This is a genomic window from Acetivibrio cellulolyticus CD2 (assembly GCF_000179595.2).
GTDB lineage: Bacteria > Bacillota > Clostridia > Acetivibrionales > Acetivibrionaceae > Acetivibrio > Acetivibrio cellulolyticus.
In genome coordinates this window covers 1452801-1474251 of the sequence record NZ_JH556653.1, presented here as the reverse complement: position 1 = coordinate 1474251, position 21451 = coordinate 1452801, and the positions used below count along the sequence as shown (strand labels likewise).

15 protein-coding genes and 2 tRNA genes are annotated in these 21451 nt (G+C 31.8%); 13 read left to right on the top strand and 4 right to left on the bottom strand.

Annotated features, from left to right (window positions below; genetic code table 11):
• Positions 1–69: 69 nt before the first annotated feature.
• Complete coding sequence (gene rpmH, locus ACECE_RS0208570; protein WP_010246650.1) at positions 70–204, bottom strand: 50S ribosomal protein L34; 135 nt, start codon at positions 202–204, stop codon at positions 70–72.
• A gap of 610 nt (positions 205–814) precedes the next feature.
• Here rpmH and dnaA point away from each other — a divergent pair.
• The 13 genes from dnaA (at position 815) to ACECE_RS0208505 (ending at position 13130) form a co-directional block, all read left to right on the top strand.
• Positions 815–2146 (top strand): chromosomal replication initiator protein DnaA, encoded by a 1332-nt coding sequence (gene dnaA, locus ACECE_RS0208565; protein WP_010246648.1) that lies wholly within the window; start codon positions 815–817, stop codon positions 2144–2146.
• 252 nt (positions 2147–2398) lie between these two features.
• Entirely contained in the window at positions 2399–3502 is a 1104-nt protein-coding gene (gene dnaN / locus ACECE_RS0208560) for a DNA polymerase III subunit beta (protein ID WP_010246646.1), read from the top strand.
• Between the two features lie 18 nt (positions 3503–3520).
• The gene (gene yaaA / locus ACECE_RS0208555; protein ID WP_010246644.1) at positions 3521–3727 is read left to right on the top strand and encodes a S4 domain-containing protein YaaA; all 207 of its coding nucleotides are present in this window, start codon (positions 3521–3523) and stop codon (positions 3725–3727) included.
• Between the two features lie 17 nt (positions 3728–3744).
• Positions 3745–4863, top strand: a complete 1119-nt coding sequence (gene recF / locus ACECE_RS0208550; protein ID WP_010246643.1) for a DNA replication/repair protein RecF — start codon at positions 3745–3747, stop codon at positions 4861–4863.
• A 279-nt stretch (positions 4864–5142) separates the two neighbouring features.
• Positions 5143–5415 carry an extracellular matrix regulator RemB gene (remB, locus tag ACECE_RS0208545; protein WP_010246641.1) on the top strand — a complete coding sequence of 91 codons (273 nt, stop codon included), beginning with the start codon at positions 5143–5145 and terminating at the stop codon, positions 5413–5415.
• 89 nt (positions 5416–5504) lie between these two features.
• Entirely contained in the window at positions 5505–7430 is a 1926-nt protein-coding gene (gene gyrB / locus ACECE_RS0208540) for a DNA topoisomerase (ATP-hydrolyzing) subunit B (RefSeq protein ID WP_010246638.1), read from the top strand.
• 541 nt (positions 7431–7971) lie between these two features.
• Positions 7972–8754, top strand: a complete 783-nt coding sequence (locus ACECE_RS0208535) for a ParA family protein (protein WP_010246635.1) — start codon at positions 7972–7974, stop codon at positions 8752–8754.
• Positions 8747–9613, top strand: coding sequence for a ParB/RepB/Spo0J family partition protein (locus ACECE_RS0208530; RefSeq protein WP_010246633.1), 867 nt, complete (start codon positions 8747–8749; stop codon positions 9611–9613). The genes ACECE_RS0208535 and ACECE_RS0208530 overlap by 8 nt, the downstream gene beginning before the upstream one ends.
• A 193-nt stretch (positions 9614–9806) precedes the next feature.
• Positions 9807–10331, top strand: coding sequence for a DUF4446 family protein (locus ACECE_RS0208525; RefSeq protein WP_010246631.1), 525 nt, complete (start codon positions 9807–9809; stop codon positions 10329–10331).
• A gap of 146 nt (positions 10332–10477) precedes the next feature.
• Positions 10478–11215, top strand: coding sequence for a tetratricopeptide repeat protein (locus tag ACECE_RS0208520; protein ID WP_010246629.1), 738 nt, complete (start codon positions 10478–10480; stop codon positions 11213–11215).
• A 166-nt stretch (positions 11216–11381) separates the two neighbouring features.
• Positions 11382–12653 carry a serine--tRNA ligase gene (gene serS / locus ACECE_RS0208515; RefSeq protein WP_010246627.1) on the top strand — a complete coding sequence of 424 codons (1272 nt, stop codon included), beginning with the start codon at positions 11382–11384 and terminating at the stop codon, positions 12651–12653.
• 254 nt (positions 12654–12907) lie between these two features.
• A tRNA-Ser gene (locus ACECE_RS0208510) sits at positions 12908–12998 on the top strand.
• Positions 12999–13038: 40 nt separating this feature from the next.
• Positions 13039–13130 (top strand) — tRNA-Ser (locus tag ACECE_RS0208505).
• A 278-nt stretch (positions 13131–13408) separates the two neighbouring features.
• On the opposite strand, the gene ACECE_RS0208500 is transcribed toward ACECE_RS0208505, so the two are convergent.
• From ACECE_RS0208500 to gltB, 3 genes are all read right to left on the bottom strand, one after another.
• Entirely contained in the window at positions 13409–14821 is a 1413-nt protein-coding gene (locus tag ACECE_RS0208500) for an MFS transporter (protein WP_010246625.1), read from the bottom strand.
• 209 nt (positions 14822–15030) lie between these two features.
• Complete coding sequence (locus ACECE_RS0208495) at positions 15031–16515, bottom strand: glutamate synthase subunit beta (RefSeq protein ID WP_010246623.1); 1485 nt, start codon at positions 16513–16515, stop codon at positions 15031–15033.
• A 41-nt stretch (positions 16516–16556) separates the two neighbouring features.
• A complete protein-coding gene (gene gltB / locus ACECE_RS0208490; protein WP_010246621.1) occupies positions 16557–21137 on the bottom strand; it encodes a glutamate synthase large subunit in 4581 nt (1526 codons plus the stop codon).
• Positions 21138–21451: the final 314 nt, after the last annotated feature.

Below are 21451 nucleotides of genomic sequence, written 5' to 3'. Positions count from 1 at the left end.
CCCGGTTATATCATTTTTGTATATATAAATAAACTTCATTTTAAACAAAAAGACCACAATTATGCGGTCTTACGCTGAAAGAACTTTTCTTCCTTTCAATCTACGCCTTTTTAATACTTTTTGTCCATTGGCTGTCTTCATCCTTTTTCTGAAGCCATGTTCCTTTTTCCTCTGTCTATTTTTAGGCTGATATGTTCTTAACAAACTAAACACCCCCATTCTCTTTTCCTAATGATACTATGTTTAGGCACTTTATTTTAACATCATGTACTGTTTAATCTGTACACTATATGACAAAATACCTATTCTAACATTCTAAATGTGAACAACGAATCAATTATATATTAAATCCATATTTGATGTCAAGAAACTATTTATGTGGATAATTAATATTTTAATCAATTTTTTTGTGGATATCTTTCATATTTTATGTTGAATATTGTGTAAAAGTCTGATAATATTATTAATACCTGTTGATAACCCTGTTGATAACCTATGGATTATCAACAGATTTATGTTGATAGCCTGTGTGTAACTTAAATATTTAATTTTTTATACTACTATTATAATTTACCACTTTATTATATTGCTTTTTTAAAAATTTATACAAAAATCTATTAGTTTATGCTTAATTATTATAAGTTTTGTCAATGATTAGCTTAGGGTTTAAATATTTTATAATTTATTCCTTATTCTAAGACTTAAACCAAAGATAATTTAATTTATAAAACTTAGGAAAAATTGCCTTTATCTATTGAGGTTAATGGCAAACTACTTTTATTTATTATTTTATATATGCATTTGGAGGAATTTTATGAGTGTCCAATTATCAGATTTATGGCAGAAAACCTTAGGCCTGCTACAGAATGAGTTAACTGAAATTAGTTTTAATACTTGGATTAAAACTATCGAACCTCTTTCTCTATACAATAATACACTTAACCTGGCTGTGCCCGCGGAATTTAATAAAGGCATTTTAGAGTCAAGATATTCAGCTCTTATAAAAAATGCCATAAAACAAACTACATATAAAGAATATACGATTAACTTTGTAGTTCCGTCACAAGAAAACATTGACAAGTATACCAACCAAGCCGAAGCTAACAATGAAGATACATTAGTTTCTGTGCTAAACCCAAAATATACTTTCGATACTTTTGTTATAGGTAATAGTAACCGTTTTGCGCATGCTGCTTCTTTAGCTGTTGCCGAATCACCTGCAAAAGCTTATAATCCTCTATTCATTTATGGAGGGGTTGGACTTGGAAAAACACATCTTATGCATGCGATTGGACACTTTGTATTAAAACAGAATCCTTCTCTTAAAGTTTTATATGTATCATCAGAAAAGTTTACAAATGAATTAATTAATGCAATAAAAGATGATAAAAACGAAGAATTCCGATCTAAGTACAGAAATATAGACATTCTTCTTATAGATGATATTCAGTTTATAGCTGGTAAAGAGAGAACTCAGGAAGAGTTCTTCCATACATTTAATGCCCTATACGAAGCAAACAAACAAATAATTCTATCAAGTGATAAATCACCTAAAGAAATTGTTACTCTTGAAGACCGCTTAAGATCCAGATTTGAATGGGGATTAATAGCAGATATGCAGGCCCCTGATATCGAAACAAGGATTGCCATCTTAAGAAAAAAAGCACAACTTGAAAATCTGGATGTACCTAATGAAATTATGGTTTTCATTGCTGAAAAGATAGCATCTAATATAAGAGAACTCGAGGGAGCTCTAAATAGAGTAATAGCTTACTCATCTCTTACTGAAAACGATATAACTGTTGATCTTGCTACAGAAGCTCTAAAAGATATTCTTTCAACTAGCAAAGTTAGAGCAATAAATTGTAATACAATACAAGATGCTGTTGCAAGATACTTTGATCTTAGACCAGACGACTTTAAGTCTAAGAGAAGATCAAGAGATGTAGCGTACCCAAGGCAAATTGCAATGTTCTTATGCAGAGAATTAACAGATATGTCCTTACCTAAAATAGGAAATGCCTTCGGTGGAAGAGACCATACTACAGTAATCCACGCCTGTGAAAAAATAGTTGAAGAGGTTCAATCAAACTCAGAAACCAGAAGAGCTATAAATGAGTTAAAAAAGAATCTTGCCAGTGGTTAATATTTTAATTTTATCAACAGAAAATGTTGATATGGGGAAAACTTCATGTTGGTATTATGTGCATAAGTTGATTTAATCTAAATTACTGTTAGTTAGTTGATTATTTGATACAAGTTATCTACAGATTAATAACAACCTGCAAATCTTAATCCACACTACGTGAAGTAAGTTATACACAAAATCAACAATACTTATTACTATTATTACTAAAAATTATTATATTAATTATAAAGTAAACCGGGAGGACTCAATATGAAAGTGATATGTTCTAAAGAACATTTGATAGAAGGTATAAATATAGTGCAAAAAGCAGTATCAACGAAATCTACATTGCCCATACTTGAAGGAATACTGCTTGAAGCATCCTCAGACTTTAAGTTAACTGGAAATGATCTTGAAATAGGTATAGAATGCTATGTTCAAGCAGATATACAAACTCAAGGTTCTATTGTACTTAATTCAAAGATGTTTGGTGACATTGTAAGGAGACTTCCTGATTCTGAAGTTCTAATAGAGGTTCTTCCTAATTCATCAGTTATTATAGAATGCGAAAACTCACATTTTGAATTAAAGGGTATGCCATCTGATAACTATCCTGCACTTCCTTCAATAAAAAAGGAAAATGCATTTATAATTAAACAAAAAACAGTAAGAGACATGATTAGACAAACACTTTTTGCAGTAAGTATTGATGAAAATAGACCAATTCTTACAGGATCTCTATTAGAATGCAAAGAAAATAATGTTACTTTTGTTTCTATAGACGGGTTTAGACTAGCACTTAGAAAATGTATTATTGAAAATGAAAATAAAAGCTTTAATGTAGTCATTCCTGGTAAAACACTTAATGAAATTGTAAAAATACTTCAGCCAATAGATGAAGAAATTTCGATATATAGCACCCAAAACCAGATACTGTTTGATATTGGTAAGTGCAAAGTTGTATCAAGATTGCTAGAAGGAGAATACTTAAACTATAACAGTATAATTCCAAAGGATTTTGAAACAAAAGTTAGGGTTAAAACCAAGGACATTTTATCAAGCCTTGAGAGAGCGTCTCTTATAACAGCTGAAGAAAAAAAATATCCAGTTAAATTTAATGTAATGGATGAGAAAATTGTAATATCCTCTAATACTGAAATTGGAGCTGTTAGGGAAGAAGTTAGAGTAGATATTTCAGGAAATAGACTTGATATAGGATTTAACCCTAAGTATTTCATTGAAGCTTTAAAAGTTATTGAAGATGAAGAGGTAGATATTTACTTTACATCTAGCATAGGACCGTGTACAATAAGACCAATTGGAAAACAAGAATATGCTTATATGATACTACCTGTTAGGATAAAAAATGAATAGGGGATGTAATTTAATTATATGAAATCTATTTCGATAAATACTGAGTATATAAAACTTGATCAATTTATTAAATGGGCTGATTTAGTACCTACTGGTACTGAAGCTAAAATATTGATTTTTAATGGTAATGTCAAAGTTAATGGTGAAGTAGAATTAAGAAGAGGTAAAAAACTTAGAAAAGGTGACACTGTAGAAGTGGATGATCTTAAGTTTATTATTGAATGATATCTGGAGGTATCATTTTGTATATAGATAGTTTACAATTAAGAAATTTTAGAAACTATAAAGAAAATGTTATTGATTTTTCAAAAAATTATAATATAATTTACGGAGAAAATGCCCAAGGTAAAACAAATATTGTTGAGGCAATTTTTTTGTGTGCTTCAGGAAGGTCACATCGTACTTCAAAAGATATTGAGCTTGTAAATATAAACAGTAATAGTTATGATATTAAACTTGATGCTACCAAAAACCAAGAAAAAACGAACATTGAAATATCATATGAGCGTGAAAAAAAGAAAGTTATTAAAATAAATGAAATCCCTTTAAAAAAAATGGGTAACCTCATGGGTAATTTGCTTGCTGTTATTTTTTCACCTGAAGATTTATCTGTTATAAATGAAGGACCATCACAAAGAAGAAGATTTATTGATATTACACTAAGTCAAATAAAGCCATCTTACTTTTATGATCTGCAGCTTTATAATAAAATTTTATTACAAAGAAATTCTTTATTAAAAGAATTGCAAAATAACAGGGGGCTAATAGATACTCTGGATATATGGGATGAGAAAATAGCTGATATAGGTTCTAGAATTATTAAAGCAAGACATGAGTTTATTAATAGATTAAATAAAGCTGCTAAGTATAATCATAGTATATTATCTGATAATAACGAAAATATAGAAATAAATTATTCATCATCTGTAGAAACCGATAACTATGAAGATATTGATAAGATAAAAGCCAATATATTGATGGATTTTAAAAGATACAGATATATTGAACTAAAAAGAAATACAACATTAAAAGGTCCACATAGGGATGATTATGAAATATTTATAAATAATTTAGATGTAAAGTCATTTGGATCTCAAGGACAAAAGAGAACAGTTATTTTATCAATCAAACTTTCGGAACTTCAAATAATAAAAGAGGAAACTGGCGAGTATCCTGTACTTTTGCTGGATGATGTTATGTCAGAATTAGATTATAAGAGACGGGAAATTTTATTTGATAATATAAATCATATACAAACATTTATAACATGTACTGAAAAAGATATTTTTGATAAAAAAGATTTTAAAGATTTGCTTTTTGTTAATGTAAAAAACGGGAATACTATTATTAAAAATATATGAGTCCTAATTTATTTTTTATTGTTTCAACAATATAGATGCAAAATTTTATTATAAAAAATTTGCAGTTTGAATTTAATTGGGATAAAATATAACATGGCATAAAATAATTATTATATTTTGTTAATATGGATATAAATATTGACCTAATTACTAAAAAATTTATATTCATAAGTTATTTATAAAAAGCAATTTGATAAATAGAAGCAATATAAATATATTCTTTGACAATGATTTATAATTTAAATATATATTTTATAATTGTTAAATAGGAGGAAGTATATGTTCCTGCATATAGGAGGAGACTTTGTAGTACCAATTAAAAATGTTATTGCTATAATGGATTTAGAATCAACTACTTTATCAAAGGATACTCGTGATTTTTTGTCTATAGCAGAAGAAGAAGGCTTTATAGAGAGTATTTCTGATGATATTCCAAAATCCTTTATTATAACTGAGATAGATAAAAAAAGCAAAATATATCTCTCTCCAATTTCCTCAATTACCCTGCAAAAGAGGGCTGGATTTGTCGATGGTATGTCTAATATTAAGTAGAAAATCTTAGACATTAGCATATTAATTTCAAGAAAATTTGAAAACCAATTTTTTTGAAAAATTTTATTTGTTTTAAACAGGAGGATAAAATGTCCGAAAATGCAAATTTAAATTTATCATATAATGAAAGTAATATACAGGTTCTTGAAGGCCTTGAGGCTGTAAGGAAAAGGCCAGGTATGTATATTGGAAGTACTTCATCTAGAGGTCTACACCATCTTGTATATGAAATAATGGATAACAGCATAGATGAAGCATTAGCAGGATATTGTACAGAAATTGAAATAACTATAAATCCTGATAATTCTATAACCAATATTGATAATGGAAGAGGCATACCTGTAGGTATTCACCCCAAAATGGGAATACCTACGGTCGAAGTTGTTCATACAATTTTGCATGCTGGAGGAAAGTTCGGTGGGGAAGGATATACAGTTTCAGGTGGACTCCATGGCGTTGGAGCTTCAGTAGTTAATGCATTATCTGAGTACCTCGAAGTTGAAGTATATAGAGACGGAAATATATATAAGCAGAGATACGAAAGAGGAAATGTAGCAACTAAGCTGGAGGTTATAGGTACAACTGAGAAGACAGGTACAAAGACAACATTTAAACCAGATTCATTAATATTTGAAGAGATGGAATTTAGTTTTGATATACTATTAAATAGATTTCGTGAACTTGCTTTTTTGAATAAAGGTCTTATGATAACGTTGATAGATAAAAGGCCTGAAGAACCCATTGTTAAGAAGCTCCATTATGAAGGTGGAATAATTTCATTTGTTGAGTACATGAATAGAAATAAGGGGGTTATACAAGAACATCCTATTTATATTGATTGCTCAAAAGATGGATCAAATGTAGAAATTTCTATGCAATATAATGACACTTATGTTGAAAATATTTTTAGTTTTGCAAACAACATTGCCACTACAGAGGGTGGTACTCATTTAACTGGATTTAAAACTGCAATAACAAAAGTATTTAATGATTATGCTAGAAAGTATAATTATTTAAAAGATAATGATAAAAATTTAGCTGGAGAAGATATAAGAGAAGGTTTAACAGCTGTTATAAGTGTTAAATTACAGGAACCACAATTTGAGGGACAGACTAAGACTAAACTTGGTAATAGTGAGATTAGAAGTTTAGTAGAGTTTACTGTAGGTGAAAAGTTAGCTAGCTTTTTAGAGGAGAATCCTTCAGTAACAAAAACAATTCTTGATAAATGTCTAACTGCTGCCAGAGCAAGAGAAGCTGCAAGAAAAGCTCGTGATTTGACAAGAAGAAAGAGTGCACTTGAAACAACAACATTACCTGGAAAATTGGCAGACTGTTCTGAAAAGGATCCATCACTATGTGAGATTTATATAGTTGAGGGAGACTCTGCGGGTGGATCTGCAAAACAGGGAAGGGATAGAAAGTTTCAAGCTATTTTACCTTTATGGGGTAAAATGCTTAATGTTGAGAAGTCAAGAATAGATAAAGTATATGATAACGAAAAATTACTACCCGTTATCACTGCATTAGGTGCTAGTATAGGTGATGATTTTGATGTTGAAAAATTAAGATACCATAAAATAATAATTATGGCTGATGCCGATGTTGACGGTCAGCATATAAGAACTTTATTGCTTACATTTATGTTTAGGTATATGAAACCTTTAGTTGAAGGTGGTTATGTATATATTGCACAGCCTCCACTATTCAAAATTGCAAAAGGTAAAGAAGAAGGATATGCATATAATGAAAAGCAAGTAGATAATTTTATAAACGAAAAAGGATGGAAAAAGGATGAATGTAGCATACAAAGGTATAAAGGTCTCGGAGAGATGAATCCTGAGCAATTATGGGAAACTACAATGAACCCTGAAACCAGAACTATGCTTAGAGTGGAATTAAGTGATGCTATTGCTGCTGATGAAATATTTACAATATTAATGGGAGATAAAGTAGAACCAAGAAAAGAATTTATTCAAACTCATGCTAAAACCGTAACAAACCTTGATATATAAATAGAATTAATCAATATTCGAATTGCTAAAATAAATATTTAAGTTTTTAATAGGCATAATTGATTTAAATTAAATTTGAAGTGAAATAATATAATAAGTTAGATTTTTTTATTCATATATTGTATATAGAAAATAAAATACCCCAATTAGTAAGGGGTTTTTTATTGTAAAAATAATAAGTAGCAGAAATATTAATTAGATATCCAAAGTGTCTATTAGTATCTTGCTACAACGATTGTGAATACTCAACATAGCGATAATAAGGCCCAATATTGTTTGAATTTATACTTAAAGAAAACAAAAATGTTTCACGTGAAACATTTTTGTTTCCAACACATTCAAACGTAATATTCATTCAAAGAGGCAAAAACTCAGGGACTCGGTATCCTGGATTTTTTATTATATCAAAATATGTTTTGCTACAATACTAATTGTGTTATAATATTATAATGATTTTGAATTTGTATTTTAACTTTATATTTTAAATTATATACTAGCTAAAAATTTAACTAGACTAAAGGATAACTAAGGAGTGGGTTTTATGGCAAAGGTAATTGCAGTAGCTAATCAAAAAGGTGGAGTAGGTAAGACAACTACTGCAGTAAATTTAAGTTCGTGCCTGGGTTACAAAGGAAAGAAAGTGCTCCTTATTGATGTTGATCCGCAAGGGAACTCAACTAGCGGTCTTGGAATTAATAAAAAAGCAATAAAAAAGTCTGCATACGATGTATTAATTAATGATGTTGAAATTAAGGACACTCTTGTAAAAACACCTATTGATAATCTCATGCTTTGTCCTTCAAATATTCAATTAGCCGGCGCCGAGGTTGAACTTGTTTCAACTATATCACGTGAAACAAGATTAAAAAACTCACTCAATAGTATTAAGAATGAATATGATTTTATTTTAATAGATTGTCCTCCATCTTTAGGGCTATTAACTTTAAATTCATTAACTGCTTCAAATACAATTCTTGTACCTATTCAATGTGAATATTATGCACTTGAGGGACTAAGTCAACTTATGGAGACAGTTAAATTAGTACAAAAGCATTTAAATATGAGCTTGGACGTTGAAGGTGTTGTGTTGACAATGTTTGATGCGCGCACTAACTTATCAATTCAAGTTGTTGAAGAAGTGAAAAAGTATTTTAGAAATAAAGTTTATCGTACTGTTATTCCTAGAAATGTTAGATTGAGCGAAGCACCTAGTTATGGGCTGCCTATAATCTTATATGATCCAAAATCAAAGGGAGCTGAGTGTTATCTTGATTTAGCAGATGAGGTTATAGAATATTCTGAGGAGGAAAATGCTAATGAATAAAAAAGGCCTTGGTAAGGGTTTAGGTGCATTAATTTCCACGGCTAATGAAGAGACTGAAAATGGCATAATGGAATTAAGAGTGAATGAAATTGAGCCAAATGTCGGACAACCTAGAAAAAAATTTGATGATGAAAAACTAATACAATTATCTGATTCAATAAAGCAACATGGCATAGTGCAGCCTATAATAGTAAGAAAAGAAGAAAATATATACAAAATTGTTGCCGGAGAAAGAAGATGGAGAGCAGCAAGAATGGCTGGTTTGACTAATGTCCCTGTTATTTTGAAGGATATCTCTAATAAACAGGTTATGGAGATGGCATTAATTGAAAACATACAAAGAGAAGATTTAAACCCTATTGAAGAAGCGGAAGCATATGAGAGACTGATAAATGAATATAAAATGACTCAAGAAGAACTTTCTAAATCAATAGGAAAGAACAGATCAACAATAGCAAATATAATCAGGCTTTTAGCACTTGGTGAAAAAGTAAAGGAATATCTTATTAATGGTGAAATAAGTAGCGGACATGCTAGAGCATTATTATCAATTGAAGATAAAGAAATGCAAGAAAAGGTTTGTAGTGAAATAATCGAAAAGAATTTGAATGTTAGAGATACTGAAAGTTTAGTTAAAAAGTTACTTGCACAAAAGAAAGAAGTAAAAAAAGTTATAAATGAAGATGAAAATATTGTTCAAATTGAAGATGAATTAAAGAAGATTCTCGGAACAAAAGTGAAGTTATTTAATAATAATAAAAAGGGGAAAATAATGATTGAGTATTATTCAAATGATGAACTAGAAAGAATATTGGATATATTCAAAAAAATGGGAAATAAAGGTAGCTTGTATAATTAATTTTAAGCTCGTTTTTGAGGTAAGTTAATATAAATACATTAAAACATATATAAACGTCTTAAAAATAAATTTAGCGCAATATAGGCTATATACTTAAAAATTATATAAAACATACTAAATTTAATAAATTGTTTCACGTGAAACAATTTATTAAATTTAAATTTTGAATACCTATAAACAGAAGGAGTAGTATATGTTAAAAATATTTGAGGATATTTATAATAGTATAAACATTTTCAGTCCATATTTAATAATAGGAAATATAATAGTAACAATTATTTTGTTGATTTCATTAATTACAACTAGATCAAGCATAAATAAATTTAAAAATAGATATAAGAAGTTTTTTAAGAATTCAGATGACTCTAACATTGAAAGATTAGTTGAGGAAAATATAGATTTATGTCATGAGATCACAAATAAAAATAAAGATATTGAAAATAGAATAAATTTTATAGAAAGAAACATGTTACAATGTGTTCAAAAGATAGGTGTTGTTAGATATAATGCTTTTGATAATGTAGGTAGTAATTTGAGCTTTGCTATTGCTCTACTTGACGGGAATGATAATGGAATTGTTTTGAATGGGATATATTCGAGAGAATCAACATCGACATATGCAAAAGCTATAATAAGCGGACAGTCTAAGTACACCTTGTCAGCTGAAGAAATTCAAGCAATTGATATTGCGAAGAAAAATAAATCATTTATAAGTTAATTATTCTTAGTTTATATACTATAAGCATTATTAATTAGGAAATGATAAATTGATAATAATTTGTTTGATTCTATTAAAGATATTTTTGATAACCACTATAGCTTTGGTCGAAATCAATTTTGCGGTCCTTTAGGAGTGTTGTTAAAATGGATAATAAAAAAGATAAAAAAACAGTTTGGATTTATGCGGTTGTTTTGTTTACAAGTGCATTTATAGTATTAATGATAACAGCATACAGCCAGATAAAAGTAAATAAAAATATTGATTACGTTAGAGATAAATTAGGTAATTCAGAAAAGGAAAAAAGCAATTTTAAGATGAATCTAAGTTCTGCGCTTGCTGAAAATGAAAAACTTAATGGAGAAATTGAAAAGTTAAATGGAGAAATCGAAGCAGCGAGAAAAAAGGAGTCAAATTTAAAGCAAGAATTAAATAAAGTAAAAAACATAAATAGTTCTAAATACGATAATTATGAAAAACTTATGCTTGCAGATATAAAATACGATTGCGGTGATGTAAAAAGTTGCTCTCTTATCTTAATTAATGAAATTGACAAGGCTTCTCTCAGTAAAAATGCATTAGACATGTATAATAATCTTTCAGCGTTGTCAAACAAAAAGGCTTCATTAGAGTTTTATATTGATGGATATGATAATTATAAAAGTGGACAATATGATAAAGCAATAGATAATTTACAGAATTCCTTAAAGTTAACTGATAAAGAGTATTATTCAGATGATTGTTATTATTTTATAGCTTATTCGCATTTAAATAAAGATAATAAGTATCTTGCAAAAGAAACGATGAATAATTTATTAACTAAATATCCTGATAGCACTTATAAAAATGATGCTACTGAATTTTTAAAAGTAAATTTCGAGTAGAAACTATTTTATATATAATATTTTATTCCCAAATGGTTGAAATGATACTTTTTTATAGTATAATTATTTTAACTGTAAGTATTGATAGGTTATAAGCAGTATTATTGATTTTAGTTTAACAATAAATTATAAAGATAAATTATAATAAATATAAGGAGAAGTAATTATGTTAGATATTAAGCTAATAAGAAGTAATCCTGATATTTTAAAAAAGGCATTATTAAAAAGAAAAGATAGTTTTGATGTTAATCAAATTCTAAGTTTGGATGAGAAGAGAAGGCAGATTTTAGTTGAAGTTGAGCAACTTAAGAATAAACAGAATTCTGATTCAAAGATGGTGCCAATATATAAGAAAGAGGGAAAAGATGTTGCGCCACTTATGGAAGAAATGAAAAATTTATCAGATAAAATAAAAACACTTGATTATCAAGTTAAGGATATTGATGATGAATTAGTTAAAATACTTCTGACAATTCCTAATATACCAAATAGTACAGTTCCAGACGGAGATACTGATGATGATAATGTGGAAATAAGGAAATGGGGAGAACCTAAAAAATTTAACTTTGAGCCAAAAGCACATTGGGATATTGGAGAAAAATTAGGTATACTTGACTTTTCAGCTGCGGCAAAAGTAACAGGAGCAAGATTTACCTTTTATAAAGGTTTAGGTGCAAGGCTTGAAAGATCTTTGATGAATTTTATGCTTGATTTGCATACTGGTAAGCATGGCTATACTGAAGTATTTCCTCCATTTATGGTTCATAGAAATAGTATGATTGGAACAGGACAACTTCCAAAATTTGAAGAAGACGCTTTTAAAGTAGCAAATAATGATTACTTCTTAATACCTACAGCTGAAGTTCCTGTAACTAATATGTACAGAGAACAGATTTTAGATGCAAAAGAATTACCAATAAAACATGCAGCGTATTCAGCTTGCTTTAGAGCTGAGGCAGGAGCTGCAGGAAGAGATACAAGGGGACTTATAAGGCAACATCAATTTAATAAAGTTGAATTAGTTAAGTTTACAACTCCTGAAACATCTTATGAAGAACTTGAAGCTTTAACAAGAGATGCTGAAGAAGTATTACAGATATTAGGTATACCTTATAGAGTAGTTAAGATATGTGTTGGAGATTTAGGGTTTACAGCAGCAATGAAATACGATATAGAAGTTTGGATGCCAAGTTATAATAGATACGTTGAAATTTCTTCATGTAGCAATTTTGAAGACTTTCAGGCTAGAAGAGCAGGCATCAAATTTAGAAGAAGCGCGAATGATAAGCCAGAATTTGTTCATACATTGAATGGATCAGGTGTTGCAATTGGTAGGACAACTGCATGTATTCTTGAAAATTATCAACAAGAAGATGGGTCAGTTGTTATTCCAGAAGCTTTATTGAAATATATGAATGGCGTAGACGTAATTAAATAGTTTATATTCATCTTTAAATAAAGTTTGAAGCGTATATTGTGGATAAATGTAATTTATTTTATACGCTTCGCTTTTATTTATGATTATATTTGTCCATTTAATTGATTTAAAAATATATAACAAAAGGTTTTATACCATATTTTGTAAATTGTATATTTAGTAATAAAAAAATAGAAAATTACCTAAAATAGGTTGAATAGAAGTATTGACAAATGGGTGTTGTACATGTTATATTAGTTCTTGTCAAAAGAAATGGAGAGATGGTCGAGTTGGTTTAAGGCACCGGTCTTGAAAACCGGCGTAGGTGTGAGCCTACCGTGAGTTCGAATCTCACTTTCTCCGCCATATAGTAGAGGCCTTTATTAAAAGTAAAGGCTTCAAATTTGGAGAAGTACCCAAGCAGGTCGAAGGGGACGGTTTGCTAAACCGTTAGGTCGGGTAACTGGCGCGAGGGTTCGAATCCCTCCTTCTCCGCCAAACGGTTGCATACTAGCATACAGTGTGTAACCGTTTTATTATGATTATATTTAGGAATATTACATTATAGATTAAATTAAACAAATGATGAATGCAATTGTAGGCATACTAACATTATCATATCACTGGTGGCTTTAATTTAAAGTAAAGATCACTGGTAAAAAGTAATGAACAAAACAATAATGTTATAAAAGAGAATTTTCTGCTTAAAAATAATAGTAAGAAATAAGAAAAACAGAGAATTGTCAGTTCTCTGCTTTTTCTTTCTATTATATTAATTAATTAGTTTTATGAATTTTTGCTCTACGTTTTAAAACTGATTTTACTTTTCGTATATCCTTTCCGCTATTTCTTGAAACCTTATAATAACAGTAAACAGCTGGAATAAAAAATATCTGGAATAGAACCATAGTAAATATATAGTTATAAGGTTCATGAAATTTCGTTGAAATAAACCCTAAAACTATCCCTATAAGGACATTACCAAGAGCTCTACCGCCACCGTTTATTAAATTTGATATACTAAAAGCAGTTGCTCTATGCTCAGGTAGATTTATATCTGTTAATAGAGCTAGCCAATTTGGAGTATTAGCAGATTGTGCAGCTGTAGCACACACTGCCAATATAAACATTAATAAAATCCATGGATTAGTAACAAACTGTGTAACTAAAGAAATAAGTATTGAATATGGTTCATTAGTAGTAGGAAGTTTAAGATTATCCATTGGCAATAAAAACATAAGAATATAAAGAGGTACAGCGGCAAGTATAAGACCTCCAGTTAAAAGTGCCCTTCCCCTATAAGTTTTCTTTTGTAATTTATCTCCCAGGTAACCGAAATAGGTTGACGATAGACCACCTGTTTGGAGAAGAGCGTAGAAATATCCTGCAGCAATCATTGCTGTACCTTTGTCAATGCCTTCTGCCCTTATTTTTGAAGCATATAGAGTAGGAAGCCATATAAGAGTTCCAATTGTAATCTGAATAAAAAAGCCTTGGAACATAAGCCATTTGTTACTCTTCTTAGCTATTATTTTAGGTAATTGACTTAATTCTATAGAATAGTTATAACTCAACCCCTCTTTATGCAGATCTTTTAACTCGGGCTCAGCAGAACCTTTTTCTGGTTCCTTCATAATAAAATATAAAAACATAAATATGAAATCTATTATAGAAATTATAATAAAAGGTCTTCTCCATGTTGAATGTGTTGATATTATAGGTGCCATTACAGAACCTGCAATACCTCCGAATCCCTGCGATAATCCCCATAAACTCAATAGTGTACCAAGATGCTTTTTTGGTATAAAATCAGTTAAAACACTATATCCGATAGAGCCAATACAACCAAGACCTATACCAGTAAAAATTTGAAATAAAATTAGTTGGAAAAAGCTTTTACTGAACGCAGTAAGGAATATTGAAACAGAAAAAATAAATGTACCAATTATTAATAAATGCTTTCTTTTACCTTTATCAGCTGCGTAACCCCAAAAAACTGATGAAGTAGCAGAAAACAATATAGTTACAGCTGAAACAATACCCATTGAAGAAACATGAATGTTTAAATCTTCGGATATTAAAGAAAATAGAGGAGGAAATAACCCTAAAACTACGTTATCTAATGATGCAGATAAAATAAGGATTGTTAAAGTTATTATAGTAGTTAGGTTTGAATTTTTTGTGCTCATTATTAACTTTATGTACCTTAACCTTTCTTTGTTATATTATATATTAACAATTATTAATTATAACCATTTACCATTATAGCATAAAAAAGAGTTATATTTAGTTTATAGATAAAATTCTAATGTATTAATTAGTTGGTTATATATAGTAGATAAATTAAAAGAAAAAAGAAGCTGCAATAAGCAGCTTCTAGAAATAATGTTAGGTGTGTTTATGGTAAATTAGTATAACCCATTAAGAATTTATCAACTTCACGCGCAGCACCACGGCCTTCATTAATTGCCCATACAACAAGGCTTTGTCCGCGCCTCATATCGCCAGCTGTAAATACACCTTTTACACTTGTTTGAAATTTTCCATATTGCGCTTTAGCATTTGATCTTTCATCCTTATCAACACTAAGTTGGTCGAGAATTGTCTCTTCAGGGCCTAAAAAGCCCATACAGAGAAGCACAAGATCAGCCTTCCATACTTTTTCGCTACCTTCAATTTCAATAGGTACAAAACGTCCTAAATCATCTTTCTTCCATTCTATATTAACAGTATGAACTTCTTGTAAGTTGCCATTGGTATCTCCAACAAACTTCTTTGTAGTAATACAATAAATTCTTGGATCGTCGCCTTGTATTGCAGCTGCTTCTTCTTGGCCATAGTCAACTTTAAGAACCTTTGGCCATTGTGGCCATGGATTATTTGGTTGTCTAACTGAAGGCGGTTGTGGAAGTATTTCAAACTGGAATACACTATTGCAGCCATGGCGTAGTGATGTGCCAACGCAGTCAGTACCAGTATCTCCTCCACCTATAACTATAACATTTTTTCCTTTTGCACAGATGTAGTTTGAATCAGCATGCTTTGAATCTAGTAAACTTTTAGTATTTGCTCGTAAGAAATCCATAGCAAAATGAACACCTTTTAGCTCTCTGCCATCAATTTTCAAATCCCTTGGTTTTGTTGCCCCACCACAAAGTACAACAGCGTCAAAGTCTTTCAGAAGTTCTTCAGATGGGATGTCTTTACCTATTTCAGTATTAGTTATAAATTTAATTCCTTCTTGCTCAAGAAGGTTAACTCTTCTTTGCACAACTTTCTTATCAAGCTTCATGTTTGGTATTCCATACATGAGAAGTCCGCCAATTCTATCAGCTCTTTCATATACAGTAACACTATGACCAGCAGAGTTTAATTGATCTGCACATGCAAGTCCTGAAGGACCAGAGCCAATTACTGCAACTTTTTTGCCAGTTCTTACTTTTGGAGGTTCTGGAACGATCCATCCCTCTTCAAAAGCTCTGTCGATTATTGTACATTCATTTAATTTTATTGTAACCTGTGGGTCATTTATTCCTACAGTGCAAGAACCTTCGCAGGGTGCAGGACATACTCTTCCTGTAAATTCCGGAAAGTTATTTGTTTTGAGAAGCCTCTTTATTGCTTCTTTCCATAACCCCTTATATAGAAGGTCATTCCATTCCGGTATAAGATTGTGTAAAGGACACCCTGAAGCCATACCGTTTATCAAAATTCCAGAATGGCAAAACGGAATACCACAGTCCATACATCTTGCAGCTTGAGTCCTTTGCTTATCTTCAGGTAAAGTGTCATGAAATTCATTCCAATCCTTGACTCTCTCAAGTGGAGAACGATCTTTTGGCATTTCCCTTTTATATTCCATAAATCCAGTTGGTTTACCCATTGTAATTCCTCCAATTCCCTATAATAGACTACAAAAGATTTTTAGTTTCCGCTAACACGGGCAAGGTCTTTGTTATTAGCATTAAAGGCTGCCATTAATGCATCTTCACCAGTAATACCCTGATCGGAAATCTGTTTTATTGCTTGAAGCATTCTTTTGTAATCTATAGGCATTACCTTAACAAATTTACCAACCATGCTATTCCAATTATCTAGAATTCCTTTTGCTACATCACTGTTTGTATAGTCAAAATGCTTTTGAATCATCATTTTTAAATTATTTGCCTCATCATCATCTACTACTTTCTCTAAGCCGACCATTTCTTTATTACATCTACTATCGAAGTCACCACTTTCGTCAAGTACATAACATATTCCGCCTGACATACCAGCTGCAAAGTTTCTTCCGGTTTTTCCTAGGACAACAACTGTTCCTCCTGTCATATATTCGCAACCATGATCTCCTACACCTTCGACAACAGCATTTACTCCACTATTTCTTACGCAGAATCTTTCTCCACCTATACCTCTGATGTATGCTTCTCCACTTGTTGCACCATAGAAGGCAACATTACCTATAATAATGTTTTCATTAGGCTTAAATGTAGAAACCTTAGGAGGATATACAATTATTTTGCCCCCTGACAGACCTTTACCTATATAGTCATTGGTATCGCCTTCAAGTGATAAAGTCATTCCTTTTGGTACAAAAGCTCCAAAACTTTGACCTGCTGAACCTTGAAAATGAAGGCTGATTGTATCTTCTGGCAGTCCTTCTGCACCGTATTTTTTGGTAATTTCGCTACCAAGTATTGTACCTACAACACGGTTAGTGTTCTTAATAGGAAGTATAGCTCTTACTTTTTCCTTAGCAGATATAGCAGGTTCACATATAGTTAAGAGTTCAGCCATATCAAGAGATTTTTCAAGCTCATGATCCTGACTTTGTGTGCAGTACATGCTTGCATCTTTTGATGTTTCCGGACTATATAAAATTTTTGATATATCTATGCCTTTAGTTTTCCAGTGGTTAATAGCTGTAGAGGCTTCAAGTACATCTGTTCTACCTATCATCTCGTTTATAGTTCTAAAGCCGAGTTCTGCCATAATTTCACGGAGTTCCTGTGCAATAAACTTAAAGAAGTTTACAACATGGTCAGGGTTTCCAGCAAATTTCTTTCTAAGTTCAGGGTTTTGTGTTGCCACTCCTACAGGACAAGTATCGAGGTTGCACACTCTCATCATAACGCAACCAAGTACAATTAATGGAGCTGTAGCAAAACCAAATTCTTCCGCACCTAGCAATGCTGCAATTGCTACGTCTCTTCCTGTTAGAAGTTTACCGTCAGTTTCAACAACTATACGGCTTCTCAAGTTGTTTAACAATAAAGTCTGATGTGTCTCAGCTAGACCTAATTCCCATGGCAGACCGGCATGCTTTATACTTGTACGTGGAGATGCGCCTGTACCTCCGTCATATCCACTTATCAATACAACATCTGCCTTTCCTTTTGCCACACCTGCAGCAATTGTTCCTACACCTACTTCAGAAACAAGCTTTACATTTATTCTAGCATCTCTATTTGCATTTTTAAGGTCATGTATAAGTTCTGCAAGGTCTTCAATGGAATATATATCATGGTGAGGTGGTGGAGATATCAAACCAACACCAGGAGTTGAACCCCTAACCTTAGCAATCCATGGATAAACCTTACGTCCAGGCAACTGTCCACCTTCTCCAGGTTTTGCTCCCTGTGCCATTTTTATTTGAATTTCTTTAGCATTTACAAGATAGTTGCTTGTAACTCCAAATCTTCCGGATGCAACCTGCTTTATGGCACTGCATCTGGAATCACCGTTTGCATCAGGTATAAACCTGGCAGGATCTTCGCCGCCTTCACCTGTATTACTCTTACCGCCAATGCGGTTCATAGCGATAGCAAGGCTCTCATGTGCCTCTTGGCTTATTGAACCATATGACATAGCTCCGCTTTTAAATCTCTTGCATATTGACTCTACAGATTCGACTTCATCTAAAGGTATTGGATTACGAACCTTAAAATCCATAAGCCCTCTAATGGTACAAAGTTTCTGAGTTTGGTCTGTTATTAATTTTGAAAATTCCTTGAATTGCTCATAGCTTCCAGATCTGCAAGCGATCTGTAGTTTATGAACAGTTTCAGGGTTGTACATATGGTACTCACCATCTGCACGCCATTTATTTGTTCCTCCGGCATCTAAGGAAATCTCAGACAAGCGTTCATCAAATGCAGCAATGTGCCTCAGTTTGATTTCCTCAGCCACTTCATTTATTCCCAATCCGCCTATTCTTGTAGCAGTTGAAGTAAAATATTTATTAATAAAGTCTTCTGATAAACCAATAGCTTCAAAAATTTGGGCAGCCTGATAACTTTGTATAGTTGAAATACCCATTTTTGAAAGTACTTTAACTACGCCTTTTTTACAAGCTTTTAAATACTTATGAGCGGCGGTATGATAGTCAGTACCAACAAGTAAACCCTGGTTTATCATATGATCAATCGATTCTAAAGCTAGGTATGGATTAATTGCTGATGCCCCATAACCAATCAGGAGACAAAAATGGTGTATTTCTCTTGGCTCTCCGGATTCAAGTACAATACTGACAGATGTTCTTGTGCCTGTTTTAATAAGGTGATGATGTAATCCGGAAACAGCCAATAAAGCTGGAATTGCCGCGTTGTTATTGTTTATGCCTCTGTCGGATAAAATTAATATATTCGCTCCGCTGGCGATGGCAGAATCTGCAGAATTAAATAAATCTTCCATTGCATTTTCGAGAGCTTGACCGCCTTCGCTCACACTATATAGTATAGATAAATCAACCGATTTAAATCCGGATTTATCAATATGGCGCAACTTTTCAAGCTGATGGTTATCTATTATAGGGTTTTTAATTTTTATCTGCCTGCAGCTTTCAGGTATAGGGTTAATTAGATTACCTTCAGAGCCCATCATTGTATCGGTGCTTGTAATTATATCTTCCCTAATAGCGTCAATAGGTGGGTTGGTAACCTGTGCAAAAAGTTGCTTAAAATAGTTATATAATAACTGTGGCTTATCGGATAAAACAGCTAAAGGTATGTCAGTACCCATTGCTCCAATTGGATCCACTCCATCTTTAGCCATTGGCAGTAGAGTTGAATTAAGATCCTCATAGGTATATCCGAAAGCTTTTTGTCTTAAAAGCACAGTTTCATGATTTGTCTCTATTACACTTGGTGCTTCAGGTAAACTGTCCAAATTTAATAAATGTTCATTAAGCCAGCTACGGTAAGGCTGTTTAGATACAATAGTATTCTTTATTTCATCATCAGTTATGATTCGTCCCTCAGTAGTGTCTATAAGAAGCATTCTTCCAGGTTGTAAGCGTTCCTTGCTGATTATATTTTCTGGTGGTATGTCAAGGACACCAACTTCAGATGCCAATATAACAAGATCATCTGTTGTAACATAGTAACGTGCGGGACGAAGACCATTCCTGTCTAAAACAGCTCCAACTTTTGAGCCATCGGTAAATGCTATTGCAGCTGGACCATCCCATGGCTCCATGAGACAGCTGTGGTATTCATAGAAAGCCTTCTTTTCGTCACTCATACTTTCATGATTAGACCATGGCTCCGGTATCATCATCATAACAGCATGTGGGAGAGAACGCCCTGATAGTGCCATAAATTCGAGACAGTTATCAAACATCGCAGAGTCACTTCCGTCTGGATTTATTATTGGAAGTATCTTTTCGATACTATCTCCAAAATGCTGAGATTCCAAAAGTGATTGTCTTGCGTTCATCCAATTTACATTTCCTCTAAGAGTGTTAATTTCTCCATTATGAATTATATAACGGTTTGGATGCGCTCTTTCCCAGCTTGGGAAGGTATTCGTGCTGTATCTTGAGTGAACAAGTGCAAGAGCAGATTCAACATCATTATCTGCTAGCTCGCTATAAAACTGTTCAACCTGATCTGATGTAAGCATACCTTTGTACACTATAGTTCTGGATGAAAGACTAGCGAAATATACGTATTCACTGTTGTCAAGAGCATACCTTTCAATGCGTTTTCTTATAACATAAAGTCTTCTTTCAAAAGAAATTTCTGTTTCAAGTTCGGAGCTTTTACCAATAAACAATTGACGAATAAAAGGTTTTGCTGATAAAGCAACGCTCCCTAATGATGTATCATCAAGGTTTAAGTCTCTCCAGCCTAAAAGGCTTTGACCTTCCTCAATAATAATATTTTCAATGTATTTTTCCATAGCTTTTCTTTTATTTTCATCAGTAGGCAGAAATACCATTCCAACTCCGTATTTGCCAGGCTCCGGAAGGTTAATTCCCTGCTTTGAACATTCTTTAGTAAAGAACTTATGAGGTATCTGGATTAATAAACCAGCACCATCACCTGTGTTGGATTCTGAACCACTTCCACCACGATGAGTGAGATTTATAAGGATAGTTAATGCCTGTTCAACTATCTCATGAGATTTTTTCCCCTTTATATTAACAACAAAACCGATTCCACAGGCATCATGCTCAAACTGAGGATCATATAAACCTTGTTTTGAGGGTAATCCATAATTCTTCATTGTTATACACCCTTTCCATAAACACATAATTTTATATAATATAAATAAAAATGAAATATATAAAACATAAACTTGCAAAATTGATTTTGGTATAAAAAAAGCGCACTCAACGAAGTAGTCATCCTCGCCATTGAGTACGCTTGCTTACTTAAAATCAAAGCATCATTGCCACGTTTATAGGTCGAAACCTTATAAAACTCTTATGTTTTTTTCATTATAGCACAAACATATTTATAAATTCAATATTAATATTGAAAAAAGTTTAAAATTTTGCAATTTAGAATAGTTGTACTTGCAAAAACAACAATTTTAAC

Excerpts from the sequence above, each read along its gene's own strand:
- ACECE_RS0208500 (WP_010246625.1), bottom strand. The coding sequence starts at position 14,821 with ATGAGCACAAAAAATTCAAACCTAACTACTATAATAACTTTAACAATC.
- dnaA (WP_010246648.1), top strand. The coding sequence starts at position 815 with ATGAGTGTCCAATTATCAGATTTATGGCAGAAAACCTTAGGCCTGCTA.
- ACECE_RS0208535 (WP_010246635.1), top strand. The coding sequence starts at position 7,972 with ATGGCAAAGGTAATTGCAGTAGCTAATCAAAAAGGTGGAGTAGGTAAG.
- gltB (WP_010246621.1), bottom strand. The coding sequence starts at position 21,137 with ATGAAGAATTATGGATTACCCTCAAAACAAGGTTTATATGATCCTCAG.
- dnaN (WP_010246646.1), top strand. The coding sequence starts at position 2,399 with ATGAAAGTGATATGTTCTAAAGAACATTTGATAGAAGGTATAAATATA.
- ACECE_RS0208495 (WP_010246623.1), bottom strand. The coding sequence starts at position 16,515 with ATGGGTAAACCAACTGGATTTATGGAATATAAAAGGGAAATGCCAAAA.
- gyrB (WP_010246638.1), top strand. The coding sequence starts at position 5,505 with ATGTCCGAAAATGCAAATTTAAATTTATCATATAATGAAAGTAATATA.
- serS (WP_010246627.1), top strand. The coding sequence starts at position 11,382 with ATGTTAGATATTAAGCTAATAAGAAGTAATCCTGATATTTTAAAAAAG.
- yaaA (WP_010246644.1), top strand. The coding sequence starts at position 3,521 with ATGAAATCTATTTCGATAAATACTGAGTATATAAAACTTGATCAATTT.
- remB (WP_010246641.1), top strand. The coding sequence starts at position 5,143 with ATGTTCCTGCATATAGGAGGAGACTTTGTAGTACCAATTAAAAATGTT.
- ACECE_RS0208530 (WP_010246633.1), top strand. The coding sequence starts at position 8,747 with ATGAATAAAAAAGGCCTTGGTAAGGGTTTAGGTGCATTAATTTCCACG.
- ACECE_RS0208520 (WP_010246629.1), top strand. The coding sequence starts at position 10,478 with ATGGATAATAAAAAAGATAAAAAAACAGTTTGGATTTATGCGGTTGTT.
- ACECE_RS0208525 (WP_010246631.1), top strand. The coding sequence starts at position 9,807 with ATGTTAAAAATATTTGAGGATATTTATAATAGTATAAACATTTTCAGT.